Annotated in this window: 24 protein-coding genes and 1 tRNA gene; 17 read left to right on the top strand and 8 right to left on the bottom strand. The window is 68.3% G+C overall.

Annotated elements, in window-relative coordinates:
- The first annotated feature begins 125 nt into the window (after nucleotides 1-125).
- The 7 genes from G6O68_RS15280 (at nucleotide 126) to G6O68_RS15250 (ending at nucleotide 5,486) form a co-directional block, all read left to right on the top strand.
- Complete coding sequence (locus G6O68_RS15280; protein WP_165249241.1) at nucleotides 126-356, top strand: helix-turn-helix transcriptional regulator; 231 nt, start codon at nucleotides 126-128, stop codon at nucleotides 354-356.
- 142 nt (nucleotides 357-498) lie between these two features.
- Entirely contained in the window at nucleotides 499-888 is a 390-nt protein-coding gene (locus G6O68_RS15275; RefSeq protein WP_165249239.1) for a hypothetical protein, read from the top strand.
- Entirely contained in the window at nucleotides 878-1,447 is a 570-nt protein-coding gene (locus G6O68_RS15270; protein ID WP_165249237.1) for a DUF669 domain-containing protein, read from the top strand. The genes G6O68_RS15275 and G6O68_RS15270 overlap by 11 nt, the downstream gene beginning before the upstream one ends.
- Nucleotides 1,444-2,418: a hypothetical protein gene (locus G6O68_RS15265; protein ID WP_165249235.1), complete on the top strand. Its 975-nt coding sequence runs from the start codon at nucleotides 1,444-1,446 to the stop codon at nucleotides 2,416-2,418. Before G6O68_RS15270 ends, G6O68_RS15265 begins: the two co-directional genes overlap by 4 nt.
- Nucleotides 2,415-3,362: a DnaB-like helicase C-terminal domain-containing protein gene (locus G6O68_RS15260; RefSeq protein ID WP_165249233.1), complete on the top strand. Its 948-nt coding sequence runs from the start codon at nucleotides 2,415-2,417 to the stop codon at nucleotides 3,360-3,362. The genes G6O68_RS15265 and G6O68_RS15260 overlap by 4 nt, the downstream gene beginning before the upstream one ends.
- Nucleotides 3,359-3,781, top strand: coding sequence for a helix-turn-helix domain-containing protein (locus tag G6O68_RS15255; RefSeq protein ID WP_165249231.1), 423 nt, complete (start codon nucleotides 3,359-3,361; stop codon nucleotides 3,779-3,781). The genes G6O68_RS15260 and G6O68_RS15255 overlap by 4 nt, the downstream gene beginning before the upstream one ends.
- A 265-nt stretch (nucleotides 3,782-4,046) precedes the next feature.
- Complete coding sequence (locus tag G6O68_RS15250) at nucleotides 4,047-5,486, top strand: tyrosine-type recombinase/integrase (RefSeq protein ID WP_165249229.1); 1,440 nt, start codon at nucleotides 4,047-4,049, stop codon at nucleotides 5,484-5,486.
- A 3-nt stretch (nucleotides 5,487-5,489) separates the two neighbouring features.
- On the opposite strand, the gene G6O68_RS15245 is transcribed toward G6O68_RS15250, so the two are convergent.
- A tRNA-Gln gene (locus G6O68_RS15245) sits at nucleotides 5,490-5,560 on the bottom strand.
- Nucleotides 5,561-5,671: 111 nt separating this feature from the next.
- A complete protein-coding gene (locus G6O68_RS15240) occupies nucleotides 5,672-6,274 on the bottom strand; it encodes a LemA family protein (protein ID WP_165249227.1) in 603 nt (200 codons plus the stop codon).
- A gap of 302 nt (nucleotides 6,275-6,576) precedes the next feature.
- Here G6O68_RS15240 and G6O68_RS15235 point away from each other — a divergent pair, with 302 nt between their 5' ends.
- Entirely contained in the window at nucleotides 6,577-7,836 is a 1,260-nt protein-coding gene (locus G6O68_RS15235; RefSeq protein WP_165249225.1) for an alpha/beta fold hydrolase, read from the top strand.
- On the opposite strand, the gene G6O68_RS15230 is transcribed toward G6O68_RS15235, so the two are convergent.
- Both G6O68_RS15230 and G6O68_RS15225 read right to left on the bottom strand, forming a co-directional pair.
- Nucleotides 7,819-8,430: an NUDIX domain-containing protein gene (locus tag G6O68_RS15230; RefSeq protein WP_165249223.1), complete on the bottom strand. Its 612-nt coding sequence runs from the start codon at nucleotides 8,428-8,430 to the stop codon at nucleotides 7,819-7,821. The two genes, G6O68_RS15235 and G6O68_RS15230, sit on opposite strands and share 18 nt — an antisense overlap.
- Nucleotides 8,431-8,524: 94 nt before the next feature.
- A complete protein-coding gene (locus G6O68_RS15225; RefSeq protein ID WP_240911270.1) occupies nucleotides 8,525-10,993 on the bottom strand; it encodes a DUF1549 domain-containing protein in 2,469 nt (822 codons plus the stop codon).
- Nucleotides 10,994-11,468: 475 nt separating this feature from the next.
- Here G6O68_RS15225 and G6O68_RS15220 point away from each other — a divergent pair, with 475 nt between their 5' ends.
- The 7 genes from G6O68_RS15220 to G6O68_RS15190 all read left to right on the top strand — a co-directional run bounded on the left by G6O68_RS15220 (nucleotide 11,469) and on the right by G6O68_RS15190 (nucleotide 20,737).
- Nucleotides 11,469-11,945: a hypothetical protein gene (locus G6O68_RS15220; protein ID WP_165249221.1), complete on the top strand. Its 477-nt coding sequence runs from the start codon at nucleotides 11,469-11,471 to the stop codon at nucleotides 11,943-11,945.
- Between the two features lie 93 nt (nucleotides 11,946-12,038).
- Nucleotides 12,039-13,568: a helix-turn-helix domain-containing protein gene (locus G6O68_RS15215; protein ID WP_165249219.1), complete on the top strand. Its 1,530-nt coding sequence runs from the start codon at nucleotides 12,039-12,041 to the stop codon at nucleotides 13,566-13,568.
- A 179-nt stretch (nucleotides 13,569-13,747) separates the two neighbouring features.
- Nucleotides 13,748-14,302, top strand: a complete 555-nt coding sequence (locus G6O68_RS15210) for a hypothetical protein (RefSeq protein WP_165249217.1) — start codon at nucleotides 13,748-13,750, stop codon at nucleotides 14,300-14,302.
- A 105-nt stretch (nucleotides 14,303-14,407) separates the two neighbouring features.
- Entirely contained in the window at nucleotides 14,408-15,880 is a 1,473-nt protein-coding gene (locus G6O68_RS15205) for a M48 family metallopeptidase (protein WP_165249215.1), read from the top strand.
- Nucleotides 15,881-16,033: 153 nt separating this feature from the next.
- The gene (locus G6O68_RS15200; RefSeq protein WP_165249213.1) at nucleotides 16,034-17,650 is read left to right on the top strand and encodes a sensor histidine kinase; all 1,617 of its coding nucleotides are present in this window, start codon (nucleotides 16,034-16,036) and stop codon (nucleotides 17,648-17,650) included.
- Nucleotides 17,651-17,726: 76 nt separating this feature from the next.
- On the top strand, nucleotides 17,727-19,127 hold the full coding sequence (locus G6O68_RS15195) for a sigma-54-dependent transcriptional regulator (RefSeq protein WP_240911268.1): 1,401 nt from the start codon (nucleotides 17,727-17,729) through the stop codon (nucleotides 19,125-19,127).
- Between the two features lie 104 nt (nucleotides 19,128-19,231).
- The gene (locus G6O68_RS15190) at nucleotides 19,232-20,737 is read left to right on the top strand and encodes a hypothetical protein (protein ID WP_165249211.1); all 1,506 of its coding nucleotides are present in this window, start codon (nucleotides 19,232-19,234) and stop codon (nucleotides 20,735-20,737) included.
- A 33-nt stretch (nucleotides 20,738-20,770) separates the two neighbouring features.
- Here the strand turns inward: G6O68_RS15190 and rnhA are convergent, their stop codons facing one another.
- Entirely contained in the window at nucleotides 20,771-21,262 is a 492-nt protein-coding gene (rnhA, locus tag G6O68_RS15185) for a ribonuclease HI (protein WP_165249209.1), read from the bottom strand.
- A gap of 133 nt (nucleotides 21,263-21,395) precedes the next feature.
- Nucleotides 21,396-22,004 carry a transcriptional repressor LexA gene (lexA, locus tag G6O68_RS15180; protein WP_165249207.1) on the bottom strand — a complete coding sequence of 203 codons (609 nt, stop codon included), beginning with the start codon at nucleotides 22,002-22,004 and terminating at the stop codon, nucleotides 21,396-21,398.
- Nucleotides 22,005-22,284: 280 nt separating this feature from the next.
- On the opposite strand from lexA, the gene G6O68_RS15175 reads away from it, so the two are divergent.
- Complete coding sequence (locus tag G6O68_RS15175) at nucleotides 22,285-23,076, top strand: PIG-L deacetylase family protein (protein ID WP_165249205.1); 792 nt, start codon at nucleotides 22,285-22,287, stop codon at nucleotides 23,074-23,076.
- A 13-nt stretch (nucleotides 23,077-23,089) separates the two neighbouring features.
- Here the strand turns inward: G6O68_RS15175 and accD are convergent, their stop codons facing one another.
- The gene (gene accD / locus G6O68_RS15170; RefSeq protein WP_165249203.1) at nucleotides 23,090-23,935 is read right to left on the bottom strand and encodes an acetyl-CoA carboxylase, carboxyltransferase subunit beta; all 846 of its coding nucleotides are present in this window, start codon (nucleotides 23,933-23,935) and stop codon (nucleotides 23,090-23,092) included.
- A gap of 103 nt (nucleotides 23,936-24,038) precedes the next feature.
- On the bottom strand, nucleotides 24,039-24,638 hold the full coding sequence (locus G6O68_RS15165) for a histidine phosphatase family protein (RefSeq protein ID WP_165249201.1): 600 nt from the start codon (nucleotides 24,636-24,638) through the stop codon (nucleotides 24,039-24,041).
- A gap of 408 nt (nucleotides 24,639-25,046) precedes the next feature.
- Between G6O68_RS15165 and G6O68_RS15160 the strand changes: the two genes are divergently transcribed.
- On the top strand, nucleotides 25,047-26,816 hold the full coding sequence (locus tag G6O68_RS15160; RefSeq protein ID WP_165249199.1) for a DUF885 domain-containing protein: 1,770 nt from the start codon (nucleotides 25,047-25,049) through the stop codon (nucleotides 26,814-26,816).
- The last annotated feature ends 105 nt before the right edge of the window (nucleotides 26,817-26,921 follow it).

The raw sequence follows: 26,921 nt of genomic DNA, 5'->3' as shown, positions 1-26,921 counted from the left end.
CGACTGTGAACGGGTACGCGGAATCAATTCGTCGGAACAAATGAGATTCCGACGATGGTTGGAAAATACCTCTTGGGTGGCGCGGCACGGTGCCGTCGCCGCACTCCAACCGAGAGGGTTTCCGCATGGTCGCCGCTCAAACTCAGATCACCGCCGCACCGCGACGGCTCATCGACGCCGTCCAGGTCGCCGCCAAGCTCGGCATGAGCCGACGGCAGGTCTTCCGGGCCGCCGACTCCGGCGCGATCCCGATGGGCTGCCGACTCGGCAGGCTTCGCCGCTGGGATGAATCCGCGCTCGACGCGTTCATCGCCGACGGCTGCCGGCCGACCCGACGGGAAGGAGGTCGCCGATGACGACGACCTCGCCCGACCATGTCCTCGACGGACCCGCCCCCCGACGGCCGCACCGCCGAAGCGGAAACCTCGCCGCGACGGCGACGGCGCGGTCGCCCGCGAGCGGGGCCACGACAAGCACCGGCGGGGCTGCCGCCGGAACATGAGGATCGCCGCGCACGCGATCATCGACCGGCTCCTGACGGTCGGCGTCTGCACGGCGACCGACCTGGACGACCTGCCGCCGGCCGAGTCCGGGTCGCGCACCTACGTCGGGACCGCGTTCCTCGACCTGCGCCGGGCCGGCGTGATCCGCACAGACGGCCCCCCCGTCCCCACGACGGTCGGCGGGCGGCATTCGCCGTTCCTGTTCCGATGGCGGCTGGTGTCCGACGCCGCCGCCGCCCTCGCCTACAAGGCCGCCTTTCCGATCCCGACGGAGGCGGATGTCGACGACGCCGAACCCACCAACGAAGACGCCCGGCGGGATGGCACTCCCGGCCGGGCGGATGTTCTTCGGCAGAACGAAGGGGCCACGAACCATGTCGACTGACAATCGTCCGCGACTCGACGACATTTTAACCGGGGGCTCGGGCGGGGGCAACTTCGACGACCTCTGGAACAGCACCGAAGCGGCGGGCGAGCTGGAACCGCTCCCGGCTGGCACCTACCGCGCCCTGGTGACGAACGGCGAACTGGCGACCAGCCGGGCGAAGGGCACGCCCTCCTACAAGCTGACGCTCGACGTGATCGACCCGCCCTCGCACGCCGGGCGGCGGATCTGGCACGACCTCTGGCTGACGCCGCCGGCCCTTCCGAGCACGAAACGCGACCTCGCCAAGCTGGGGATCGTCTCGCCCGCGCAGTTGCGGCAGGCCCCCCGCTCCGGCATGGTCGTCGAGGTCAAGCTCGCCTTGCGGACGGGCGACGACGGCGCGACGTTCAACCGCGTCGGCTCCTTCAAGGTCGTCTCTGACGGGACGCCGGCGGGCGCCCTCGACCTCGACGCCGCCGAGTTGACCGGAGGCCCCGACGACGGCGAAGGGGACTCGCGGGACGCCGGTGGTTTCGACTGGCGCGACGGACGCCAGAGGGGGGCCGCCCGACCATGACGACCGCGCCGATCGGCTTTCGGGTCGTCGGCGCGACGGAGAACCGCCGGGAGGTCGTGAGCTACCGCAAGGCGATGCTCGCCTATTGCCACGCCGACCCGGCGGTTCAACCCGCCTTGCCCGCGTTCCTGAGCGCCTTTGCGTTCCCGGTCGCGTTTCGCGACCACGTCGCCGCCACCGGCTCGACCCGCGCCTACGCCGGGCCGGTCGGCGTCCCCGCCCTCAATTTCGACCTCGACCGCACCGACCCGGCCGCCGCCCTGAGCGACGCGCGGCGGCTGTCGTATTACCTCGCCGACCGTTACGCTTGCGACATCGTCGTCGCGTTCTCGGGCGGCAAGGGATACCACGTCAGCGTACCGACCGGAGGATTCATCGCGCCGTCGCCCGCCGCCCACCGGGTCGCGGGCGCTCTCGCGGTGCGGCTGGCGGGCGAGGTCGGCGTCGACATTGACACCGGCTTTTACGACGCGGTGCGCCTCTGGCGGGCGCCCAATTCCCGACACTCCCGGAGCGGGCTGCACAAGGTCCGCCTCGACCTCGACGACCTGCTTTACCTCGATCCGGCCGGCGTTCGTCGCCTCGCCGTGGACCCGATCCCCTACGATCCCCCCTTCGCGCAAGCGCCGCCGCTCAGGCTGGTGGACGATTGGCGAGAGGCGGCGCGGCAGGTCGATCGCGACGACCAGGCCCGGTGCGAGCGGCACGCCGGCGCACCGCGCGGGGGGCGGATCAACCCTTCGACCCGGCTCCTACTGACCGACCCGACCGCCGTCGCCGTCGGCGAGCGGCACAAGGTCGTTTTCAGCGCCGCCGCCGACCTCGCCGGATTCGGGACGGTCGAGGCATTGGTCGCCGCCCTGGTGACCGACCCGGCCCTCGACACCGGCCTGCCGCCGGGCGAGGTCGCGCGGCAGATCGCGTGCGGAATCCACCACGGCCGCCCCCCCGGCGAAGGGGGGGCCGTATGAGCCATCGCACCGGCACCGACCTGTACGGCGGTTGGTGGGAGGATGTCACCAGCGAGAGGCCGCCCCCCGGCTGGAAGGCGGGCGATCCAGTTTTCGATCATGTCGAGGTCGCGCCGGGTCGAATCATCCTCATCGGCGGGCCGCCCGGCGGCGGTAAGACCTCGCTCGTCAACCAATGGGTCGGCGGGATGCTGGCGACGAATCCCGATATGCGCATCCTTGTCGCGAACGTCGAGATGCCGCCGACCGCTCTCCTGTCCCGACACCTGTCCCGCCTGAGCGATGTCCCCCTGAGCGACATCCGCCGGCGGCAGGTCGCCGACGCCGACCGCGTCCGGCTCTCCGATTCGGCGGGTCGGATGCGAAGCTGGCTCGACCGCCTCGCCTTCGCCGACGATCCGCACCGCCTCGACGCCGTCGCGCGGGCGGGGGCCGATTTCCGCGCCGACCTGATCGTCCTCGACTACATTCAACGAATCGCGCCCGCCGACAAGTCGAGCGGGCTCAGGGAGAGAATGAACATGCTCGTGTCCGACCTGCGCCGCCTTGCGGACCAAGGTGGCATCGCCGTCCTCGCCGCCGCCGCCGTGAGCCGGTCGCGCGACGACTCCGGCCGCTCATCCTACGCCGGGCGGCACCTGAGCCTCGCCAGCCTGCGCGAATCGGGCGAGCTGGAATTCGGGGCCGATGATGTCCTGTTGTTGGCCGCGACCGACGAAAGCGACCGGACGGCGAGCGTTCGGTCGATGCTGTTGTCGCACGCCAAGTCCCGATATGGTGAGCCGAAAGACATCGCCCTGAGCTTCGATCGCCGCGTCCAGCGCTTCACGCCGGACGAATGGATCGAAGCGGCATCCCCTTCGCCGCCGCCGAGCAACGGCCGCACGACGCCGAAGGACCACGTCAACGGCGAGCGCGGCCGCTGGATGGGGGGCCGCTCATGACCGAGGATCGAGAACCAGGGGGGGCGCGGACGAAGGCTCCGGCAGGTCGCCCGCGCCGGTCGCCGGCCGGGTCGAAACAACCCTACTACCGCGCATGGTTCGCCACGCTGGCGGGATTCGCCGACCACGGGGTGAAGACGCTCAAGCGGGGCGAGCTGGCGGTCTTCCTGCTGCTGCTCCGGGACACTCGACCCGACGGCACCGCGAGGGCCGGTCTGACCGACCTCGCCACGCGCGGCGGCATGTCGAAACGATCCGCCATCCGAGCCGTGCAAACTCTCACCGAACGTGGTGTCGTGCGGGTCGTGCGGCCCGGAGTGCGGGGCAAGGCGACTCTCTACACAGTCTTCCCGGTCGAGGTCTTCCGGCGACTCAACCCGATCGCCGCAAGGTGGCTGGACGAAGCCGAGAAAGGCTGAACGCAGCGACGGGCGGGTAGGGAGGGGCGAATGTTGGGACCGTCCGGCCCGCTGACCGCCAACCATCGCTCACCGCGAAAAACGGTGGAATTTCGACCCCTTTTCGCGCCCCCGCCTCTCCCCCAGCCGACCTGAATTCAGTTGAGAAGGGGTGACACCCATGTCACGATTAGGGTGACGCCGCCGTCCGCACACGCATAGACACCGCGTGCAAACTGCCGCCGCACGCGGTGAAGACCCTCGACCCGGCGGCACGGAGGCACGAATGGGAAGCGTCTACCGAAAGACCATCCCACGACCCATCCCGACGGGCGCGACGATCGTCCGCAATCGGGACGGAACCCAGACGGCGAAGTGGACGCCGCGCGGTGCCCGACGGCCCCTGACCGCTCCGGTGCGGATCATGGACGACGGCCGGCAGGTCATCAATCAGGAAACCGGCTGCTACTACGCCAAGTACCGGGACGCCGACGGCCTAGTCCGCACCGCCTCGACCGGCTGCCGGGACAAGGCCGCCGCCGAGCAATTCCTCTCCGAGCTGGAACGACGGGCCGAGCGGGTACGCTCCGGGGTGATGTCGCGGGCCGAACTGGCGGTCGCCGACCACGTCGCCGCGCCGATCCGGGGCCACATCGTCGACTATGCGGCGACTCTCGGCGAGGGGCGGCACGCCGCCCTGACGCGCCGCTATCTGGAACGCCTCGCCGAAGCGTTCGGCTGGCGCACGCTCGCGGATCTTCGCCGCGACGATCTGGAGCTATGGTTGGCCGATCAGTCCCGACCGCGCGAAGACGGCAAGCCGGCCCGGTCGGCGCGATCCCGCGTCGGATTCCAGACGGCCGCCGTCGCGTTCTGCAACTGGTTGGTCGAGGTCAGGCGACTCGCCTCCAACCCGTTCGATCGGATGTCGAAGCCGCGAATCGATTCCGACCGACGCCGCGTCCGTCGCGCCCTGTCTCGCGCCGAATTGCTCCGGCTCATCCAGGCCGCGCAGGAGGCCCCAGAACGCCCGCCGTGGATCCGAGGGGCGACCGACGCCCACCGGGGCGATCGTCCCGCCGTGCGGCTCTCCGGCCGGTCCAGGGCCGCCCTGTATGCGTTGCTCGCCGGGACCGGACTCCGGGTCGGCGAGGCACGCAAGGTCCGCGTCGCCGACCTCGACCTCGACGGCGACCGCCCCGGCATGGTCCTGAGCGGGGCCGCGACGAAGAACGGCGAGGCGGCATTCATCCCGCTCCGGGGCGACCTCGCCGCCATGCTCCGGCTGGAAGTCGCCGGGCGCCGCCCCACCGATCCGGTCTTCGACATCCCCGCCGACCTGCTTCGCCGGTTCTACGGCGACTTGAAGCGGGCCGGCATCCCGAAGACGGACGGTCGAGGTCGCATCCTCGATATCCACGCGCTCCGGACGACGTTCGGCACTCACCTCGCCGCCGCCGGCGTCCCTCTGGCGACCGCCCAAAAGCTCATGCGGCACGCCGACCCGAAGCTGACCGCCAACGTCTACACCGACGCCGCCTTGCTCGACCTACACGGTGCGGTCGAGGCCCTGCCGGGGGCCGCTTCAGTAGTAGCTACGGTAGCACCAACCGGCGGCACTACCGGGCATTTCGTGTCATCTCCTGACACCGACCGGGACCGCGATGGGCACGACGCAAGTGCTTGTCGCGCAACAAAAAACCCGGCTTTTCGCCGGGTTTCCTGAAAGCTGGGGATCTAGGATTCGAACCTAGACTAACTGATCCAGAGTCAGCCGTGCTACCGTTACACCAATCCCCAAATCGGCGGGCGTCGGAGGATCCCGACGTGTCTTTGGGCATGATAGAAACCCGGGGCCGTTCTTGCAAGCCCGGCTTGTGCCGGGATTCGAAGTGAGGTCGGCTCGGAGGTTCAGAAACTGACGCCGGGGACCTGACGTTCCTTCTCGGAGCCGAGTTCGAAGAGCTGGGCGGGGGCGAATCCCATGGCGTTGGCGACCAGGTTGGTCGGGAAGCTCTCGCGGGCCGTGTTGTAGTGCTGCACGCTGGAGTTGAAGGCTTGCCGCGACGAGGCGATCAGGTTCTCGGTCGCGCTCAACTCCTGCTGAAGGGCCATCATGTTCTGGTTGGCCTTCAGGTCGGGATAGGCCTCGGCGACGGCGAAGAGGCGGCCGAGCACGCCGTTGAGCTGGGTCTCGGCGGCGGCGAGGCCGGCCATCGACGAGGGGTCTCCGGGGTTCGCCGCGGCCGTCCGGCTGGCCGCCAGGGCGGAGTTCCGGGCCTGGACGACGGCCTCGAGGGTCTGCCGCTCGTGGTTCAGATACCCTTTGGCCGTCTCGATCAGGTTGGGGATCAGGTCGTAGCGTCGCTTGAGCTGGACGTCGATCTGGCTGAACGCGGTCTTGAAGCGGTTTCGCAGGGCGACCAGGCTGTTGAAAGCCATGGCGATCCAGCCCAGCACCGCCAGGACGACGACGCCCACCACCAGGAAGACGCCCCAGATCCCTGAAAACATCGCTGCGTTCCCCTGTTCGTGCCCGGTTCGCGCGGGGAGATCGGGCGACCGACGCCCCGGTCAATCCCCGCGGCTACCGATCTTGCGGCCGGGCTCGCCGCTGTTCAAGTCGGTACTCTTCCGGCTTCGCGCGAATCGAGGAAAGAGAGGGGGGATTTGCCTGACCATGCGGGCCTCGCGACGGGGACGGCAGGCTTCCCATCGAGTCTCGCGTTCCCTCGCGGGGGACTCCGGAGTAGAATCCGCCGGCTCGCGGTCGGGATGACCGGGGCCACGTCGCAGGTGTAAGGATTCCGAAACGCATGCACCGACTGTCCCGCAGGAAGTGGGCGGCCGCCGTCCTGGGCCTCGGTCTGTCAGGGCTGTCCGGCTGCGCCGCGATGCGTCGGTTCGCCCCCTCGGCCGACCTGAGACCCTGCACCGAGGAGTTCGCGGAGACCACGGACGGCTGGCGGCTGGGCGTTCGTCGGTATCGCCCGGCGCGTCCCGATCCCGGCAAGCTGCCGGTGGTCCTCTGCCACGGGCTCGGCCTGAACGCGACGTTCTGGACGATCACCGACGACCACCTCCCGTCCCAGCTCGCCGCCAACGGCTATGAGGTCTTCCTGTTCGACCTCCGGGCGTCGGGCGAGAACGCGCGACTCGGCTCCTGCGACGTGTTCAATCGGTTCCTCCGCGAAACCCCGTTCCGCGAGCGCGGCGAATCGGGCTGGTCGGTCGACGACGTGGTCCGCTTCGACATGCCGGCCATCCTCGCCCACGTCGAACGCGAAACCGGCCGGAGGCAGGTCAACTGGATCGGCCACAGCCTGGGGGGCATGATCATGTTCCCCTTCCAGGAACTGAGCCCCGAGCCCGACCGGATCGCCAACTTCGTTGGGATGGGGAGCACCATCATCCAGGCCACGACCCCGCAGAAGCAGATGATCCAGGCCAACGCGGGGATCCGTCTGTTGCTCAACGTGGCCAGCGCGGGACGCCTGGGGCGGCCCCTGACCTACTTCCGCATGCCCGGCATGGACAAGATCGATCGGTTCTACTACACGGCCGAGAACGTCGAGCCGCTGACCGTCTCGCGGTTCTACGGATACACGCTCGAAGATCCCGGCCCCGGGGCGCTGCGGCAGTTCGCGTCCTACCTGCGATTCGGGCATCTGCTATCGGCCGACGGGCGCGTCGACTACGTCGAGCACCTGCCCGAGGTCGTCGTCCCGACGTTGATGGTCGCCGGCGAGAGCGACCTGATCTCGGACGTGCCCTCGACCCGGATGACCTTCGACCGGATCGGCAGTCCGGACAAGACCCTTCTCGTCTTCGGCGAGTCGCAGGGGAGTCTCGGCCGGTACGGGCACTGCGACCTCGTCTGGAGTCGTCACGCGCCTCGCGAGATTTTCCCGGCCGTCATCCGATGGCTCGACGAGCGACAGCCGGGGCCGGCGCCGAGCGCCCAGGGTGTCCCGGCGGGGCCGGCTCCGAGCCCGCAGGACCTCCCGAACGCTCCGGACCAGCACGTCGCCATCCGCAAGACGCCGCGGCCCCACGAGTCAGCCCCGAGCCAGTAGCTCGTCGATGCAGAACCGGGACCAGGTCTCGAACTCCTCGCGAGCCGGGGCTAGCTCCGCAATCGGCGTGAAACGCGAGTCGACGAGGCCGGCCTCGCGAGGCGTGACGAGGGGATTCTCCAACTCGTAGACGTGGACCACGCCGAGGTGGACCGCGCCGACGGGAGTCGAGTCGTCGTTGATCAGGCCGGCGAGCCTGAGGACGCCCCGGCTCCGGATCTCGACCTCCTCGTCGAGTTCGCGGCGCATGGCCGTGTCGTATGCCTCGAAGCCGCAACGGCCGTCCGCGTCGGCCTCGTCCACATGGCCGCCGACGCCGAGCGAGCGGAGGCGATGCAGGCGGGACTCGCCTTGCGAACCCCCGCGGGTGTAGCAGAACACCGCGTCCCGGGAGCGGAGGACGACGTAGGGGATGATCTGCTTGAGGCCGGGGTCGTCCTCGACCTCGCCGCGAGGTCGGAAGGAGGTCAGCTCGGGGCGGAGCAGGGCTTCGAGGTAACGTTCGGCGTCGGCCTCGAAGCCCTGGAACCGCCCCAGCCGGTCGAGCTCGGCGGCGGGGACGACCAGGACGCGTTCGCTCGATTTCGCACTCACTTCTCTGGCCTCGCGATCGGGACGTCGGTTCATGACGGGATCCGAGGCTACTTTATCATCCTCCAGCAGCAGAGGAGGTAGCGGGCCGCCGGGCTCAGTGGCGAAACAGGAACTCCTTGGAGTTGATCAGCACCCAGGCCAGGTCCTCAATCGAGGCCCGGAGGTCCTTGGCGTCCTTCAGGTGCTTCACGGCCGCCTCCATCTCGGAGGGGTTCGGGGCTCGGCTGAAGGCGACCATGTACAGCTCCTCGGTGACGGCCTCCGGGGGCTTGCCGCTCTTCGCCAGGGCGGCGATCCGGCCGCCGTCGTTGCGGAGCTTGTTGTTGACCGTGGCCCCGCCGATGAGCTGGAGGGCCTGCGAGAGGTTGGAATCGCTCTCGCGCTCGCATTCGCAGGCCAGCTCGCGCGCCGGGCGGCCGAAGGTCTTGAGGAACGGGTCGTCCATCTTGCCGTCCGGGATCTGGGTCGCTCGCGCGGCCGCGGGGAGTCCCGGGAAGGCGTTCGGCGAGCCGGTGACCTCGGCGATGGCGTCGAGCAGGACCTCGGCGGGGAGCAGCTTGGTGGTCGCGTGCGAGAAGTAGATCGAGTCGTCGGCGTTAAGCGAGGTGGTCGCCGCCGAGAGCTGGTAGGTCCGGCTCTGCAGGACCGTCCGGATCAGCGACTTGAGGTTGTAGCCCCCCGCCGCGAATTCCTGCGTCAGGCCTTCCAGCAGCTCGTCGTTCGAGGCGGGATTCGAGTCCCGGAAGTCGTCGACCGGCTCGACGATGCCTCGGCCCATCAGGTGATACCAGATCCGGTTCACCAGGCTCTTGCCGAAGAACGGGTTCTCCCTGGACGTCAGCCAGGACGCGAGTCGTTCGCGACGGTCCACGGCCGCGTCGTCCATGACCGGTCCGCCGAGGGCCTTCGGCGGCATGACCTTGCCGGTCCGGGGCTGCTTCACGTCGCCGGAGCCGGTCGGATAGACGACCTCCTCGCCCGGCAGGGCCCCCGGCTTCCGGCCCACCTGCGAGAAGAACGCGGCGAAGCCGTAGTAGTCGTCCTGGGTCCACTTCTCGAACGGGTGGTTGTGGCACTTGGCGCACTGGATGCGGACGCCCAGGAAGAGCTGGGCCGTCGTCTCGACCGAGGATTCGGGATCGCGGCTGATCCGGTAGTAGTTGGTCGCCGGATTGGCGAACGTCGAGCCGTCCGAGGCGATCAAGGCGTGGACGAATTTGTCCATCGGCACCCCGGCTTCGAGGGCCGAGCGGATCCAGCGGTGGAAGACGTAGGCCCCCTTGGGCTCGATCAGCCGGCCGTTGGAGCGGAGCACGTCCGCGAATTTGAGGGCCCAGAAGTCGTAGAACTCGGGCCGCTCCAGGAGGGCGTCGATGAGCTTCGCGCGGCGATCGGCCGGGCTGTCCTTGAGGAAGGCGTCGACCTCCTCGGGACGGGGCAGGGCGCCGATCACATCGAGGTAGGCGCGGCGGATGAACTCGGCGTCGGTGCAGGGCTCGGAAGGGGCGATCCGCATGCGGTTGAGCTTGGCGTAGACCGCCTTGTCGACCACGTTGTCCTGCGGCACGTCGGCGACCTGGAAATCAGGCACGTCGACGAGGTGGGTGAGCCGCACGATTGCGACCAGGCTGAGGTAGTGGGCGATGATCGCCGCCTCGCCCCGGCTCTTGAACGTGACGTAGCCCTCGGCGTCCACCTCGGCGACGTCCGGGCTCGACGAGTCGTAGTAGCAGATCGAGGTCACGTCGCGCTGCGAGCCGTCGGCCATGGTCAGCAGGACGGCGATCTGCTGGTTCTTGGCCGGGGCGTTGAGGACCCGGGCACCGGGGACGATCTCCAGCTTGACGGGCTCGACCGCGGCGGGATCGTCGTGGGCCCCTTCGGCGATCCAGTCTCGGAGGTACTCGAAGCTCTTGGAGTCGCGCTTCAGGCGGATGCCCCCCTCGTGCGGGGCCTCGCCCAGCGGCTTGCGCAGGATTACGCTGGCGTCGGCGTCGAACGTGTTGATGCGACGCCCGCCCGACTCGCGGCTGAGGGTGATGAAATCCTCGTCGGGGAGGTAGCCGCGGAGGCTGAGCTTGAGCCCCCCCTTGCCGGTCGGCGTCCCGTGGCAGGCCCCCATGTTACAGCCGGCCTGGCTGAGCACCGGCATCACGTCGCGACGGAAGCTCACGGGCGCAGGCTGCGTCATCCCCTCCACCCGGACGGTCGTGGTCGCTTCCACGCTCCCCCGCCGGGCGGTGATCACGGCCTTGCCGTCGGCCCTGGGCGAGACCAGGCCGGTCGCGGAGACCACGGCGACGGCCTCGTCCCCGCTCGACCACTCCAGGGCCCGGGTGAGGTCGCGGACGGTCCCGTCGGCGTAGGTGGCCGTGACGATCAGCCGTCGCGTCGCGCGACGCCCCGAGAGCACCGGGTCCGCCGGCCCGATCTCGACCGACGCCGGGGCGCCGACGAGGGCGTCGATCGACTCGTCGGCCCGGCCGATCGAGGCCGACGACGCGAGGAGTCCGGCCAGCAGCATCCATTTCCGGCGGGCGTCTCGGATTCGGCTTCCAATCATGGCGGGGGTCCTCGGGATCGGGGCGGGGAAACGGGGCTTTCCCCGGTGGGTGGCGGCATGTGGCCAGGGGCGGTGCGGGAGGGCGGCGGCGTGGGGGCGACGTCGATCCCCGCAAGCCTTACGGCAATTGTTTAACAAGCTACCCGGGATCGGCGAGTTTTTCAAGCATTTGTGCAATCCCGGTTTCGCAGCTCGCGCGGCTGGAAAAGGTGGGAGGCGAGGCAGGGCTTGTTCGGAGGGTCCGAAATCATAAAAATAAGGATGACGAGCACCGGTCGCGGAATCGACACATCTCCCGCGGCCGGCGAAGCCTCGTCGCTTCCGTGGCCCGATCCGTCGAAACTCTCGGAAAGCGTGTGATAGACTGAAGTCGAAAAGCCCACGTCGTGCGCGGGCGGCCTTGCCGCATCGACTCATCCGTGGGGGGCGGCGTTCGGGACGAGGGCCGGCCGGGATTCTCAGGGAGGGGTGTCGTATGAAGGTTCGCGACTGGAATGGGGTGGCGCGATTCGGAGTTCCCGGCTTGATCCTGGGAGTCGCCGTCTCCTGGCTCGGAGGGGCGCGGGGCCCGCAGCTCTCGGCCCAGACCGCGGGAGAGGAGCGGACGGGGCAGGGACGGCCGCAGCCGCCCACGCAGCCGTTCGATCCCGGCCGGGCCCTGGCGGTGCGGCCGGCGGGGGCGGGCGAGGCGGGGGGGACCATGGCGTTCGTCACGACCTCCCCCACGATGCCCGGCCAGTGGCTCTATCTGATCGACGCGAAGGCCCAGGCGCTGGCGGTTTATCGGTTCGACCCCTCGAATCCGAAGGGGTCGCTCAAGCTGGAGGCCGCACGCCAGTACGAGTGGGACCTGAAGCTGGAACATTACAACAATATGGCGCCCGAACCGAGCGCCATCGAAGCGACGGTGAAGGCGCTGTCGCAGCCCGGACGCACCACGAAGGACCGCTAGGCGGGCGCGCGAGTCGGCCGCGGTCCTCGGCGCACTTGGAATCGACCCACCCACGGCCCCCCTGGGCCGATATCGATCGCGAGGACCCTGTCCATGGCTCAGTTCTACACGCTTGAAGAAGCCGCCCGCGTCCTGGGGATGAGTCCCGAGGAGCTCAAGGCGAAGGCCCAACAGCGCGAGGTCCGGGCGTTCCTCGACGGCGGCACCTGGCGGTTCCGGGTGGTGGACATCGACGAACTCGCCCGCCGCCACGGCCTGGGGAGCGACGCCGAGCTGCGCCTGTCCGACCTGGAAGTCCCGACCCCCACGGCCGGCGACCTCGAGGAGCTCGACCTGTCCGAGTTCCAGCTGGGCGTCGCCAAGGCGGACCTCGGCGCCGAGACGATGCATTTCGGCAGCACCGCACCGGCCGAAGAGGCCGGCTCGGACCACGAGCTGATGATCGACGACCTCTCCGTCCCCCCCAACCCGGTCACGGGCTCCAGCTCGGTCATCATCGGCATGTCGTCCGGCGGCAAGCTCCCCAGCGACTCCGACGTCCGGCTGGTCCCCGACAACATCAAGGGCGCCAGCGACTCCGACGTCCGCCTGGCCTCGCCGTACGACCGCCTCCCCAGCGACTCCGACGTCACCCTCATCAAGGACGACACCTCCGAGCACGGGCTGTTCGCCTCGTCGAGCGCGTCCGAAAGCTCCGTCCGCCCCGGGCCGATGCTCGGCTCCTCGGCCGAGGTCCCCGCCGCGGGCACGTCCGACAGCGACTTCGAACTCAACCCGTCCAGCGAGCTGGTCGACGCCCTCCAGCCCGAGTCGGGCAGCGATTTCGAGCTCAGCGCCCTCGACGCCAGCGACGAGTTCGAGGCCACGCCCCTGAAGCCGAGCGACTCGGACGTCACCGCCGCCGACCCGAACCTCTCGGGCATCAACCTCTCCCGCCCCAGCGACTCGGGCATCAACCTCCTCGGCTCCTTCAACGCCGGCGGAGGCGGGGGGGAGTCGATCGAGCTGGCGCCCCTGAGCGACGAGGAGATGCCGGCCAACAGGTCGCGGCCCGCCCCGACCGCGGCCCCCGGCAAGCCTAAGCCCTCCCTCTCCGCCACGCCGCCGCCCGCCGTCGGCAAGGGCGAGAAGGACATCTTCGACGACACCGACTTCGAGGTCGACGCCGCCCTCGACGACGACTCGGACGACAAGACGGTGCAGCTCAACGCCGGCAGCGACTTCGACCTGGAGGACAGCGACAGCGCCTCGGAGGTGTTCGCGATCGACGAGGAAGACGTCGACATCAATGCGGCCACCGCCATGGCCCCCGCGTCCTTCAGCGACGAGGACGACGAGGACGAGGACGACGGGTTCGACGACGCGGTCTCCAGCGAGATGGCGACCGCCTGGGCCTCCGACGACACGCCCAGCAGCTCCGCCTCCGCCCCCGGCGTCGTGATCTCTCGCGAGGCCGCCGTCGACTGGGACGGCCTCTCCGTCGGCCTCCTGGCGGTCGCCAGCGTGTTCGTGCTGGTCTCCTCGTTCCTGGCCTACGACCTCGTCACGAACCTCTACCACTTCAACGACGGGGGCCCCGCCTCCGGCCTGGTGAAGTCCATCGCCGGGCTGGTCTTCCAGTGATCGCCCCGTCGACCGGCCGGGTCGGGCTTGCCCGATCCGCCGGAATTCGATAAGACGGCCACGCGAAGCCCTCGCGAGACACCCACGACGACCCGCCCCCGCCGATTCTCGCGCGGCGGCGGGTCGCGTCGCGTCCCGCACGCGGGGGCCCGCGGCATTCCTGGAGGAAATCGGCACGGATGAGCTCTGCGCCTCGCCGACGAGCCTGGTCGACCTTCGCCCTGGCGTGCGCCATGGCCGGGCCGGGGTGCAGCCAGTTCAGCTCGCGTCAGCGAATCGAGGAGAGTCGGCGCTACATCCAGGCTCTCCGCTCCGAGAACGACCAGCTCAAGGATCAGGTTCTCGCCTACCGGAACCAAAACCAGGACTTCTCCGAACGGGCCGTCGACGACGCCCGCCGGCTGGCCGTGCAGGCGGACGTGATCGACGACCAGAAGCGCAGCATCCACGCCTATCAAGCCGAGCGCGAGGATCTCAAGACGGCCTTCCGGCAGGTGCGCGACAGCCTGCCTTCCGCCGTACGCTCGGCGATGTCCGACGCCGGTTCGCGTATCGCCCTCGACGGCGATCGAGGGGAGCGAGACACGCCGCCGGACCCCGAGCCCGCCGCCCGCGAGGAGCGACGGAAGCCCGTCCCCACCGGTCACGAGTCGTCCGATGGGCCGCGAGGCGGGTGGGGGCCCGCCCTCGAGGAAGCCCCTGGCGACGAGCCCGGCCTCGATCCGTCCCCTTGACGGCGTAGGGACTCGGCTCGGATAATTTCGCGGACGACGGGCGCGATCGCCCCCAGGGCCGTCCGCCCAGGGGCCGGCGGCGCTCGGCATCGCCCACGGACGCCCATGATACCGATCCCCCTCCTGCTCGCCCTCTTCCTGGCCTTCGGCGTCGACGCCCCATCCGCGCCGCCGGACGACCCCCGGGAGGCGATCGGCCGGGTCGTCGCGATCATGGCGGCCGTGGCCGCGGCCTCGTTCGGGCTCGGACTCTGGACCGCCTTCCGCGTCCGTCGGCGAGGCTTCGCCGCCGCCCGGGTCCGCCGGGCTTTCTTCCACGGCTCGCGCGTCATGGGGATGGCGACGGTCGCCGCTTTCGGCTGGATCATCCACCAGGAAGACTGGCCGGGCGTGGTCCTGGGGACATGGGGCTGGCGGGGCTCGATCCTCGTCGACGACGCCCTCCTGATCGCCCCGTTCCTCGTGATGCAGGTCCTCTCGTGGTGGGGCGCGTTCTACGGCGAGCGTGCGATCCAGGGACTGCCGGCGATGCATTCGGGCCGGAGCGTCCTGCGGCATCTCTATCTCCGCGAGCGTCAGTCGCTCGCCCTGGTCCTCCCGATCGTCTCGATCTTCGTCGTCCGGAACGACGTCGTCGGCCGTCTCTGGCCGCGATGGCAGGAAGACCCGTTCGCCGAGACCGTCGAGCTAGCGGTGCTCGGCGTCCTGGTCCTGTCGGTCTCTCCGATCTTCATCCGGATGGCCTGGCCCACGCGATCGCTGCCGGACGGCCCCTTGCGGCGTCGCCTGCAGGCCGTCTCGCGACGTTCCGGATTCCGGTGCGCGGACATCCTCGTGTGGGATACGGATCATCTGATGGTCAACGCGTGCGTGACCGGAATCCTCCCCCGGTTCCGCTACGTGCTCCTCTCCGATGCCCTGATCGACTCCCTGACTCCGCTGGAGATCGCCGCGGTCTTCGGCCATGAGATCGGGCACGTCGCTCACCGGCACCTCCAGTACTTCCTGTTCTTCTTCGTCGGGTGCCTGGCCGTCCTGACGATGGCCTCGGACGCGTTCGCCGGCCTGGAGACGTGGATCGCGACGCTGACGACGGCCGATCCGACCGCCCCCTCGGCCTTTCGCGACGTCATCGAGGGGCTGGTCGTCCTCGTCGCGGTGGGTGTCTTCTTCGGGGTCGTCTTCGGGCACCTCTCGCGACGCTTCGAGCGGCAGGCCGACGTGTACGGTTGCAAAGTCGTTTCGTGCGGCTCCCCCGACTGCCCCCCTCACTTCGATTTCGAAGGCCCCAAGGCCGACGACTTGCCGATCCGCGGGGTCTGCCCCACGGGGGTCCGAATCTTCGCCGACGCGCTCACGTCGGTCGCCCATCAGAACGGCATCGACGTCGAATCCCGGTCATGGCGACATGGCAGCATCGCCAGCCGCAAGGCGTTCCTCCAGCGTCTGGCCGTCTCCCCGGAGCGTGAAATCGCGTTCCAGCGGCATGTGCGGAACGTGCGGTACGCGCTCGGGGGCGGCCTCGTCGCCTCGATCGGGGTCGCCGTGGCGGCGCACTGGCTGGGCGTGCTTCGCTGAGCCGGGACCGGCCCTTCGGTTTCTTCGCGATGTCGCTTCAGTCGGATTTGAGCGATCCGGGGTGATCTGGTATAAGGTCACGGCTCGCCCATGGAATGGCGGCGGGGCCGCGGCCTGGATTGCCCAGCCCACCAGCACGACAAGGAGGTCGTCATGGTCCGATGGCCGATTCGCATCAAGCTCATGGTCGGCCTGTGCGTGGTCGTCGGGATGATGCTCATCCTGATGGGCGGCTCGATCTTCGGGCTGCACTCCTTCCACGTCAGCAACCTGACGCTGACCGATCAGCTCCGCGAGCTGGGGGCGTCGAAGGACCTCATCGAGTCGGTCTTCCGCCTCCACGCGCCTCGCGAGAAGAGCGAGCAGGAGCGGGCGGAACTCATCGCGACCGCCGAGGCCGCCCGCGCCTCGCTGGTGTCGTATTTCCACGAGCTGAAGCAGAACACGATGCGCGGCAATCGGGCGAACAGCGGGCTCGACGAACTGGGGCTGTCCTTCTTGATGGACGACGGCCTGGCCCAGGTCCTACGCGACCTCAGGCCGACCGAGCCGCCCGCCGAGCCGGTGCTCCACGGCACCACATACTACGTGACGCAACATCCCGAGATGCTCCCCCAGCTCGAACCGGCCACCGACCTGGCGTCGCGGATCGAGCGACTGAAGCACATCGTCATGCTGCTGCCGAAGGAGCTGCACGAGGATTTCTTCGAGATCCTCTCGATGTCCAAGACCCAGTATCAGGCGAGCCGAGTGATCGTCTGGACCTCGGCCTTGATGGTCCTGGGGATGCTCTGCGGCCTCATGGCCCTCTTCCATCGCTGGGTGTTGAACCCGGTCCGGCTCCTTCAGCGCGGGGTCCGACGGGTCGCGCGGGGCTCGTTCGACTACAAGATCGACCTGAATTCCGGAGACGAGATGCAGGACCTGGCCGCCGCCTTCAACGAGATGACCGCCCGGATCAGCATGACCTACGCGGAGCTTGAGGAGCAGGTGCAGGAGCGGAGCCGTCAGCTCGTCCGCTCCGAACGCCTGGCGGGCGTCGGCTTCCTCGCGGCCGGCGTGGCGCACGAGATCAACAACCCGCTGGCCTCAATCGCCTTCTGCTCCGAGGCCCTGGAGAACCGCCTGGGGGCCCTGGCGGGGTCGGCCGACGATCCCGACCATCGGGTGATCGGCAATTACCTCAAGATGATCCAGGAAGAGGCGTTCCGGTGTAAGAGCATCACCGAGAAGCTCCTCGACTTCGCCCGTTGCGGAGATATCAAGCGCGAGCGGGCCGACCTCCCCAGCCTGATCCAGGGGGTGGTCGACATGATCCGCCACATCGGCAAGTACCGCGGCAAGACGATCCAGTTCCAGCCCAAGGAGGCGGTCCTGGCCCATGTGGACGGCCAGGAGATCAAGCAGGTCGTCCTGAACCTGGCGGTCAACGCGCTGGAATCAATGGACGCCGGGGGCGTGCTGCGGATCGACTGCCGCTACGACCGCGGGATGGCCGAGATCGTCCTCGCCGACGACGGCTGCGGCATGTCGCCGGACGTGCTCGAGAACATTTTCGAGCCCTTCTTCACCCGTCGCCGAGACGGCAAGGGGACCGGATTGGGCCTCTCGATCACCCACCGGATCATCAACCAGCATCACGGCGAGATCACGGCGAGCAGTCCGGGTATCGGGCGAGGCTCGACCTTCCGCGTGCGCCTGCCGATCCACCCGTCCGAGAAAGCCGAGGCCGCCGCGCGCGAACTCGCCGCCCCGGTCCACGCCGCTTGAGCGGGCCGAGACGCCCCGCTCGCGGTCGCAGGCAGACATCGAATACAACGCCCGGGAAGAGGTCAGGGAGGAAGTCATGATCGACAAGTCGCATCGCGGAGGTTTGCGGATCCTGTTCGCCGACGACGAGGCGCACCTCCGCGACCTCATGCAGATGGAACTGCCCCGCCTCGGCCATGAGGTCACCGTCTGCCCGGACGGCACCGCCGCCTTGAAGGCCCTCGAGCGCGGCAGCTACGATGCCGCCCTGCTGGACATCCGCATGCCCGGCATCACCGGCATCGAGGTCCTCACGCAGATCAAGCAGCTCAGCCCCGAGACCCAGGTCATCCTGCTGACCGGCCACGCCACGGTCGACACGGCCGTCCAGGCGCTTCGGCTGGGGGCGTTCGACTACCTCACGAAGCCCTGCAAGTGGGCCGAGCTGGAGGTGATCCTCAACCGGATCGCCGAGCGGCGCGACCTGTCGAACAAGACCGTCGCGTTGGAGAGCCGGCTTAAGGCGGCCGAGGGCGCGCCGTTGCTCATCGGCGAGACGCCGGCGATGCAGCAGGTCAAGCGGCTGATCGAGACCATCGCCCCGACCGACGCCACGGTCATGATCCTGGGCGAGACCGGCACGGGCAAGGAACTGGTCGCGCGGAACCTCCACGAGCGGAGCGACCGCACCCAGCGCGTCTTCATCCCCGTCAATTGCGGCGCCCTGCCCGAGAACCTCGTCGAGAGCGAGCTTTTCGGGCACCGCAAGGGGGCGTTCACCGGGGCCGAGTCGAACCGCAAGGGGCTGTTCGAGGTCGCCAACGGCGGCACGCTCTTCCTCGACGAGGTCGGCGAGCTGGACAAGAGCGTCCAGGTGAAGCTGCTGCGCTTCCTGGAGTCCGGCGAGATCCGCCGCGTGGGAGAGAACGAGCCGTTCCGGGTCGATGTCCGCGTCGTCTGCGCCACCAACCGGGACCTCCGCGAGATGGTCGCCAACGACCACTTCCGGGAGGACCTCTTCTTTCGGCTCAACACCTTCGAGATCATCCTGCCGCCGCTTCGGGAGCGTCGCTACGACATCCCCGAACTGGCCCGCCACATGCTCTCGCGCTATGCGGCCCGGAGGGGTCTGACGGAGACCTCGATCTCGCCCGAGGCCGTCGAAGTCCTCACGTCGCATGACTGGCCGGGGAACATCCGCGAGCTGGCCAACGCCGTCGAGCGCGCCCTGATCCTCGCCGGCAACGGCCCGATCCGGCCCGAACACCTGCCGACGCAGTTCCCCGCCCGGAACCGGGTCCAGCCCGGCACGGCCCAGCCGATCGCCGCGCCACATTTCGCGATCCCCGATGGCAACCCCACCCTGCGCGACATCGAGATGAGCTACATCCAGGTGGTCCTCGAGAAGCACAGCGGGAACAAACCGGCCGCCTCCAAGGAGTTGGGGATCAGCCTCAAGACCCTCTACAACAAGATCAATCAGCTCCAGCAGATGTGAGACGACCGACGACGGCCTCCCGGTGGGTCGTTCCCTTCACCTCGCCCGAAGCCTACGATGACCCTGGGTCGCATGGCTCGAACTCGAGGGCAGGGGGGTGCACCATGGATCGTGGCTTGCCGCGTCGGGATTTCCTGCGTTCGGCGACGCTCGCCGGCGCTTCGTTGGGGAGCTGGGAGCTGTCGCGCCAGGTCGCGACGTCGGCCGAGGAGGCCGTCGTCCGGCCGGAGGTCGTGCGGCTCCGCCCCGAGATCGAGCCCGTCGTCCGCTGGATCGAGGACACACCGCGGGAGAAGGTCTTCGAGAAGGCGGTCGCCGAGTTGAAGGGCGGGCTCTCGTACCGATCGCTGCTGGGCGGGCTGTTCCTCGCCGGCGTGCGGAACGTCCAGCCTCGCCCGGTCGGATTCAAGTTCCATGCGGTGCTCGTGATCAACTCGGCCCACATGCTGGGCCAGTCGTCGGCGACCTCGGAGCGACTGCTGCCGTTGTTCTGGGCGCTCGACAACTTCAAATCGTCCCAGGCGCAGGACGTGGCCGAAGGGGACTGGTCCCTGGGCGCGGTCGACGAGGCGCGCGTTCCGAAGCCGCATCAGGCCAGGGCCGATTTCGTCCGGGCCATGGAGGCCTGGGACGTGGACGGGGCCGATGTGGCCGTGGCGGGCCTCTGCCGCGGAGCAGGGGCCGCCGAGGCGATGGAACCCTTCTGGAGGATGGCCGTGCGCGACCAGCGCGACATCGGCCACAAGCCCATCTTCGCCGCCCAGAGCTGGCGGACGCTCCAGGCGGTCGGCTGGGAGCACGCCGAGCCCGTGCTCCGCTCGCTGGCCTACGGCCTGCTCGACCTCCGAGGCGACCGCCCCGGTCCGATCGGCCCATACGAAGAGAACCTCAAGAACGCCGGAGAAATCGGCCCCGACTGGCAGGAGGGCCGTCCCGACCCGGCCGCCACCTTGGGCCTGCTGGCGCTCCTCCGCTACGCTTCACCCGAGGAGGCTTCGGCCGAAGTCGTCAAACTGCTGAAACGGGGCGTCGCGCCGGGATCGATCTGGGACGCCGCCTTGCTGTTCTCCAGCGAGTTGATGATGCGGAACCCCGGCATCATCGCCATCCACGCTACGACGGCCGCCAACTCGCTTCACTACATCTACGGGGCGAGCGGCGACGACACCACGCGCAAGCTGGCGCTGCTCCAGGCGGTGGGCTGGCAGCCGCTCTATCGCGAGCGGATCAAGTCGCCGAATCCCGTCTGCATCGATGCCATCCCGGACGACGCATCGATTTCGACTCAGCCCGAGACGATCGACGGCATCTTCGAGGCCGTCGGCCAGGACCGAAGCCGGGCCGCGGCCGAGGCCCTGAGTTTCTTGTCGCAGGGCGGCTCGTCGCACGCGCTGTTCGACGTGGCGTCGCGGATGATCTTCCACAAGGGGACGGACAGCCACGACTACAAGTACGGGGCGGCGGTGTGGGAGGAATCGTTGAACACGACCGATCCCAGGTGGCGGCCCAGGCTGGCCGCGGCCGCCATGTACCACCTGCCGGGGTCGAATCGACCGGACAGCCCGCTCATGATCCGCGCCCGCGAGGCGGTCGCGAACGTTCTGGGCTGAGACCTGAACTCGTTGAAGCGGGGCGGACCAGCCTCAGATGGGGCGTCCGTTCCGCTTCAGCTCCTTGTACGCCTCGACCGCCATGCGGTCGCAGGCCTCGTTCTCGGCATGGCCGCGATGGCCGAGGACGTGGGTGACGCGGACCTGATGGCCGGCCAGCAACTCATCGAGCCGCTTCCAGAGGTCCACGTTCATGACCGGCTTGAGGACGTTGCCGTCCTTCCGCTGCCATCCTCGCCGTTTCCAGTTGGGCATCCACTCCTTGATTCCCTTCGCGACGTACTGGCTGTCGGTCACCAGCTCGACCTGGCATCGTCGCTTGAGCGAGGCGAGACCCTCGATAGGGCCCATGAGCTCCATCCGATTATTGGTCGTTTCCCATTCGGCCCCGGAGCCCTCGCGGACCTGACCGCTGGCCGGGTGCTGAAGGATGTAGGCCCAGCCTCCTGGACCCGGATTGCCGCTGCAGGCGCCGTCGGTGAAGAGCTTAACGAGGTCGGCGGGGGCCGAGGCGTCCGGTTCCATAGTCGCGATTCGATCCTTGAGGGGGCCGCTCGCAGGAAGCGAGCGGCTCGAAGAAATCGGCAGCGGGAGACTCCTCCCGGCCGGAACTCCGATGATCGACGCAACACCGGACGCCGTCAAGCCGGGGCGGAGGTCAGTACTTGCGGACGACCCCCACCAGGATCCCCAGGATGTCGACGTGATCGCGGAAGATCGGCTTCATCGCGCGGTTGGCGGGCTCGAGCCGCACGCGGGTGCGATCGCGGAAAATCCGCTTGAGCGTCGCCTCGCCGTCCTCGTCGCGGACGGCGACGATCTGACCGTCGCGGGCCTGGTCCTGCTTCTTGATGATGACGAAGTCGCCGTCGGCGATGTGCTCCTCGATCATCGAGTCGCCCGTGACCCGGAGCGCGAACTTGGCGCCGTCCTCGACCCAGTCCGAGAACGTCAGCTCCTCGTCCTGCTCGATCGCTTCGATCGGCTGCCCGGCGGCGATCCGGCCCACCAGCTTCAGCCCCCCGAGCGGCTGCAAGGTAGCCGGATCTTCCAGGAGCTGGATCGCCCTGGACATGTTCGGCTCGCGATGGATCAGCCCCTTCTTCTGCAGGGCTTTCAGGTGACACATCACTCCATTGGGGCTCTTGATCTGGAAGTGAAGGCCGATCTCCCGAACCGTGGGGCCGTATCCTCGTCCCTGAATCTTTCCGCGGATGAAATTGTAGATCTCACGCTGCCGCGCGGTGAGCGAGTCAAGGTCGGCCATCGAAGGCTCCGTTCATGACATATCCGGGTGAGGGCCGGCAAGCCCGCATGCTTCGTGGAAGTAGAACTAGCACACGGACGATCAGTATCTGACCCTTTGTAGCTAATGTACACAGGTCGTCTAGCGCACGCCAGAACATTTTTCCTTTGACGGGTCGATACCACGCGACGACCGCCGCTCTCATCACGCAACAGTAGGTAGTCAATTGTCTTAGGAACGTCGTCGGGGTATCCTGGGCTCGTCGTGACTTCCCACTCGAGCGTATTCGGATCGATCAACGATGCACACGCAAAAGCGCGTCCTGGCAATCCACGCCCATCCCGATGACGTCGAATTCCAGTGCGCGGGGACGCTCGCCCTCCTGAAGCGGGCGGGCTGCAAGGTCACGATCGCGACGATGACCCCGGGCGACTGCGGCAGCGCCGAGCACGACAGCGAGGCCATCGCCGCGATCCGCCGCGCCGAGGCCAAGGCCGCGGCCGACCTGATCGAGGCCGAGTACCTCTGCCTAGAGTTCCGCGACCTGGCGATCTTCAACGACGATGAATCGCGACGCCGGGTGACCGAGGTGCTCCGACGGGTCCGCCCCGACCTGATCCTGACTGCTCCGCCGATCGATTACATCTGCGATCACGAGATGACGAGCCTGCTGGTGCGCGACGCCTGCTTCGCGGCGGGCTGCCCGAATTATGCCACCCGCCAGTGGGAGCCGGCTAAGGCTTTGGACCACATCCCGCACCTCTATTTCGTCGACGCCCTGGAAGGGATCGACCGGGACGGCCGACCGGCGCCGGTCGACTTCCATGTCGACGTGACCGATGTCTTCGAGGTCAAGCGAGCGATGCTGGCCTGCCATGCCAGCCAGCGAGACTGGCTGATGCGCCAGCACGGGATCGACGAGTATCTGGAGAGTCAGAAGAGGTGGGGCGGGGTCCGGGGACAAGAGATCGGCGTGGCAAGGGCCGAGGCGTTCCGCCAGTACCAGGGGCACCCGTACCCGCACGACAACCTCCTGCTCGAATTGCTCGGGCAGGACGGTCGCGGCGGGCGGGTCGCAAGCGGCACGGCCTGAGGACGGCCTTCGATCACGTGGTCGTGTAGTCGATCAGCTGAGCGATCATGCTCTTCAGGTCGCGTCGATGGACGATGCGGTCCACGAAGCCGTGCTTGAGGTGGAACTCGCTGGTCTGGAATCCTTCGGGGAGCTGGACGCGGACCGTCTGCTCGATGACGCGGGGCCCGGCGAAGCCGATCAGCGCCTTGGGTTCAGCGAGGATGATGTCGCCGAGCGACGCGAAGCTGGCGGCGACGCCGCCCATCGTCGGATGGGTCAGGACGCTGATAAAGAGGCCGCCGGCGGCCCGATAGCGGCCCAGGGCCGTGGAGACCTTGGCCATCTGCATCAACGAGTAGATTCCCTCGTGCATCCGGGCGCCGCCGCCGGAGCCTGAGACGATCACCAGAGGGAGTTTCTGGCGGGTCGCCTCCTCGATGGCCCGCGTCAGCTTCTCGCCGACGACCGAGCCCATGCTCCCCATGATGAAGCCGCTGTCGGTGATCCCGAAGACGATGCGTCGCCCTTTGATGAAGCCCTGGCCGACGAGGGCGGCCTCCTTGAGGCCGGTGCGGGCCTGCTCGGCCCTGACTCGTTCGGGGTAGGGGCGACGGTCGTCGAATTCGAGCGGGTCCGCCGGGAGTAGGTCCGGGAACCAATCTTCGAAGGTATCCTCATCGAGGAGTTGGCGGATCCGCTCGACGGCCGTGAGAGGCATGTGGTGGTTGCATTCCGGGCAGACGCTGAGGTTCTGCTCGACCTGCTTGCGGAAGAGGGTCGCTCCGCAGCCGTCGCAACGCATCCAGACGCCTTCCGGGACGCGTTTCGCTTCGAAGTGGCCATGCCAGGCGTGCAGAGGTCCTCCTTTGGCGGCCATGAGCGGTCTGACTCCTGAGGGATCGATCTGAAGGTCTTGCCACGCACGCGGCATGCGTCGGATCGGCGGGACGATCCCACACTTCCCGGGCGGGACGATCTTGTCAAGAGGAGCCGGGGCCGCCTAGGAGCTCGGCGGGGACCTCGATGCGTTCGAAGCCGCAGCAAGGGAGGAACTCGTCGAGCTGGACCCGGGGGGTTCGCTTCAGGTATCCGGCGATGAGACGTCCGATCGGCTCGCCGGCGACCAGGCCGAAAGCCTCCTCGGGATGGCGACGGAAGAGCGGGCGGAAGGCCCCTCGAATTCGTTCCATCGCCTCTTCGATGGTCTCCCCTTGCGGGGGGCGAATGGTCCTCGGGTCGTCGATCCACTGGCGGAAGAGCTTGACGTTCCGGCGGCGGATCTCTTCGATCTGGAGTCCCTGCCAGAGACCCTGGTCGAGGTTCCGGAAGTCGTCGATCCGCTTGGGGCGGAGGCCGAGGGCCTTGCCGACGATCTCGGCCGTCCGGACGACGCTCTCGCCGGGGCCGCAGTAGAGCGCGGAGAGCCGACCATGCTCCTGCCGAGCGGCCAGGTTATCCGCCAGCCGGGCGACCTCGATCCGCCCCTGGTCGCTGAGCGGTATGTCGAGCACGCCTTGCACCCGGTTCTGCTCATCGTAGAGCGTGGCGCCGGGGCGGATGAGGAGGACCTGCGATGACATCGACACGGCCATCGTTTCTCGTCGGGATCGACCCAGGCTGGTGCGATCACGGCCAGTTGGCGGCCGGTCGCCTTGGTCGATCCTTTCTTGCACCTTTCGGTTGAGCCGGAATTCCACCCCAGGACCTCGAACTTGGATCGCCAAAAAGGCGCCGAGGGGGAGTGGCCTGACCCCTCATCGTCTCGACTTCGATCGGTTTCGCGAAGAAGGAGGCTGGACGGTCGGGAGATCCGGAGGTCGAACGATTCGGAAATCGAATCGATGCACGGGAGGGATGCGATTCGTCTCGGTTGACGCAGGAACAGGCCGCATCGTATGGTCTCTTTCTACCATTTTCTCCCCGCCCTGACAAGATTCCGCATCGCCGGGCGGAGGCGGCTCGCCGACCCCGCCGGGAGGGAGTTCTTCATGAATCGGCCCTGTGCGGCGTGGCTCATCCTGTTCCTCGCTCCCGGCGTCTGCGCGGCTCCTCCCGAGACCGAAGACACCCGGCTGAACACCTTCTTCGACGGCTACATGGAGGAGACGTTCCGTCGCCAACCGCTGACGGCGACGCGACTGGGCGAGCATGCCCACGACGATCGACTCGATGACGTGTCGGCCGAGGCGCGGCGGGCGCTCCTGGATTTCCAGCGAGAGACTCTTGCCAGGCTGTCTCGCGAGCTCCGGGCGGATCGGCTTTCTGCCGCCGGCCAGGTCGACTACGACGTCCTCCGAAGGCATCTGCAGGGGACGATCTGGCAGCGCGAGACCTTCGATCCCTACCGGGAAGATCCACGCGTCTACACCGATTATGCGGCGGAGAGCGTCTATCTCCTGCTGACGCAATCTTCGCTGCCGCGCGAGGTGAATCGGCGGAACGCCCTGAGGAGGATGGAGGAGATCCCTCGCGTGCTTGAGACGGCGCGCCGGGAGATCGGCGTCTCGCCTCGGGTCAAGGTCGAGACGGCGATCCGACAGGCCGAGGGGGCCGTCTCGTTCTACAAGAAAGACCTGTTCCTGCTCGCGGGCGAGCAGCCTGGGGAGGGGGAGTTCGCCGTCCCCGCCGCCAAGGTGGTGGAGGCCCTGGGGGCTCATCTCGCCTTCCTCCGGGACGAGGTGCTCCCCAGGAGCGACGAGAGCTGGCGGATCGGCCGCGACAAGTTCGTCAAAAAGCTCGACTTCGAACTGGACGCCGGGCTGTCGGCCGACGAGGTGCTCGCCGAGGCGGAGAGTGAGGCGGGCCGGGTCGAGATCGAGATGGCCGTTCTCGCCAGGCAGCTTTGGGCGACTTACTTCCCGGGCGAGGTCGTGCCGGTCGACGACGATGCGGGCCGTCGCGCTATGATCCGTCGCGTGCTCGCCCGGATCGGCGACGACCACGGCACCGCCGAGACCCTCGTGGAGGATGTGCGGGCGACCGTTCAGGAGATCCGGGAGTTCATCAAGGACCGCAAGATTCTCACGCTCCCCGAGCCCGATCAGCTCCGAATCATCGAGATGCCCGAGTTCATGCGAGGGAACTCCGTCGCCTATCTCAACCCGGCGCCCCCGCTCGACGCGCGAGGGTCGAGCGAGTATGCGATCAGCGCGCCGCCGTCCGATTGGAGTCGCGAACGCGCCGAGAGCTTCTTCCACGAGTACAACCGCCCGATGCTCAAGATCCTGACGGTCCACGAGGCCTATCCGGGGCATTACGTCCAGCTCGAGTACAGCAACCGCTGTCCCAGCCGCATCCGACGTCTCCTCTCGTCGGGCACGTTCGCGGAGGGCTGGGCGGTTTACACCGAGCAGATGATGCTCGATCAAGGGTTCGGTGGCGGCGACCTGGCGCTGAGGCTCCAGCAGCTCAAGTTCTACCTGCGGGCCGTCGTGAACGCGATCCTGGACGCCAGGATGCATTGCCAAGCCATGACCGACGAGGAGGCGCGCGAGCTGCTAGTCGGGCGTGCGTTCCAGACCGACGGCGAGGCCCAGGGCAAGATCATCCGTTCGAAGCAGTCGTCGTGTCAGCTCTCGACCTACTTCGTGGGGCGTACGGCCTTCACCCGGCTCAGGCGTTCGATCCAGGGCGAGCAGGGCGATCGTTTCGACCTGGGTGCGTACCATGAGGCCGTCCTCGCGGAGGGTACGATCCCGGTCAAGCACCTGCCTCAGCTCGTGAGGGCCCGCCTCGGCATGGCGTTAGAATCACGTTGAGCGGCTTGCGGCGAGGCCGGGACTGGCGGTCGAAAACCCGCGGGGTCGAAGGTGCGAAAAAGCCCCGCTCGCGAGCCGAGGGGTCGCGAGCGGGGCCTACGTGTT

Origin of the sequence: Paludisphaera soli, from assembly GCF_011064595.1 — a bacterium.
Taxonomy (GTDB): Bacteria; Planctomycetota; Planctomycetia; order Isosphaerales; family Isosphaeraceae; genus Paludisphaera; species Paludisphaera soli.
Note: the sequence above shows the minus strand (reverse complement) of the source record. Positions and strands in the feature narration are given on the sequence as shown.

Bases quoted from the DNA above. Each gene is read 5' to 3' on its own strand.
- G6O68_RS15220 (WP_165249221.1), top strand. From the start codon at position 11,469: ATGAAGGTTCGCGACTGGAATGGGGTGGCGCGATTCGGAGTTCCCGGC.
- G6O68_RS15160 (WP_165249199.1), top strand. From the start codon at position 25,047: ATGAATCGGCCCTGTGCGGCGTGGCTCATCCTGTTCCTCGCTCCCGGC.
- G6O68_RS15235 (WP_165249225.1), top strand. From the start codon at position 6,577: ATGCACCGACTGTCCCGCAGGAAGTGGGCGGCCGCCGTCCTGGGCCTC.
- accD (WP_165249203.1), bottom strand. From the start codon at position 23,935: ATGGCCGCCAAAGGAGGACCTCTGCACGCCTGGCATGGCCACTTCGAA.
- G6O68_RS15250 (WP_165249229.1), top strand. From the start codon at position 4,047: ATGGGAAGCGTCTACCGAAAGACCATCCCACGACCCATCCCGACGGGC.
- G6O68_RS15200 (WP_165249213.1), top strand. From the start codon at position 16,034: ATGGTCCGATGGCCGATTCGCATCAAGCTCATGGTCGGCCTGTGCGTG.
- G6O68_RS15255 (WP_165249231.1), top strand. From the start codon at position 3,359: ATGACCGAGGATCGAGAACCAGGGGGGGCGCGGACGAAGGCTCCGGCA.
- G6O68_RS15205 (WP_165249215.1), top strand. From the start codon at position 14,408: ATGATACCGATCCCCCTCCTGCTCGCCCTCTTCCTGGCCTTCGGCGTC.
- G6O68_RS15215 (WP_165249219.1), top strand. From the start codon at position 12,039: ATGGCTCAGTTCTACACGCTTGAAGAAGCCGCCCGCGTCCTGGGGATG.
- G6O68_RS15210 (WP_165249217.1), top strand. From the start codon at position 13,748: ATGAGCTCTGCGCCTCGCCGACGAGCCTGGTCGACCTTCGCCCTGGCG.
- lexA (WP_165249207.1), bottom strand. From the start codon at position 22,004: ATGGCCGACCTTGACTCGCTCACCGCGCGGCAGCGTGAGATCTACAAT.
- G6O68_RS15175 (WP_165249205.1), top strand. From the start codon at position 22,285: ATGCACACGCAAAAGCGCGTCCTGGCAATCCACGCCCATCCCGATGAC.
- G6O68_RS15265 (WP_165249235.1), top strand. From the start codon at position 1,444: ATGACGACCGCGCCGATCGGCTTTCGGGTCGTCGGCGCGACGGAGAAC.
- rnhA (WP_165249209.1), bottom strand. From the start codon at position 21,262: ATGGAACCGGACGCCTCGGCCCCCGCCGACCTCGTTAAGCTCTTCACC.
- G6O68_RS15270 (WP_165249237.1), top strand. From the start codon at position 878: ATGTCGACTGACAATCGTCCGCGACTCGACGACATTTTAACCGGGGGC.
- G6O68_RS15260 (WP_165249233.1), top strand. From the start codon at position 2,415: ATGAGCCATCGCACCGGCACCGACCTGTACGGCGGTTGGTGGGAGGAT.
- G6O68_RS15275 (WP_165249239.1), top strand. From the start codon at position 499: ATGAGGATCGCCGCGCACGCGATCATCGACCGGCTCCTGACGGTCGGC.
- G6O68_RS15165 (WP_165249201.1), bottom strand. From the start codon at position 24,638: ATGTCATCGCAGGTCCTCCTCATCCGCCCCGGCGCCACGCTCTACGAT.
- G6O68_RS15280 (WP_165249241.1), top strand. From the start codon at position 126: ATGGTCGCCGCTCAAACTCAGATCACCGCCGCACCGCGACGGCTCATC.
- G6O68_RS15190 (WP_165249211.1), top strand. From the start codon at position 19,232: ATGGATCGTGGCTTGCCGCGTCGGGATTTCCTGCGTTCGGCGACGCTC.
- G6O68_RS15225 (WP_240911270.1), bottom strand. From the start codon at position 10,993: ATGATTGGAAGCCGAATCCGAGACGCCCGCCGGAAATGGATGCTGCTG.
- G6O68_RS15195 (WP_240911268.1), top strand. From the start codon at position 17,727: ATGATCGACAAGTCGCATCGCGGAGGTTTGCGGATCCTGTTCGCCGAC.
- G6O68_RS15240 (WP_165249227.1), bottom strand. From the start codon at position 6,274: ATGTTTTCAGGGATCTGGGGCGTCTTCCTGGTGGTGGGCGTCGTCGTC.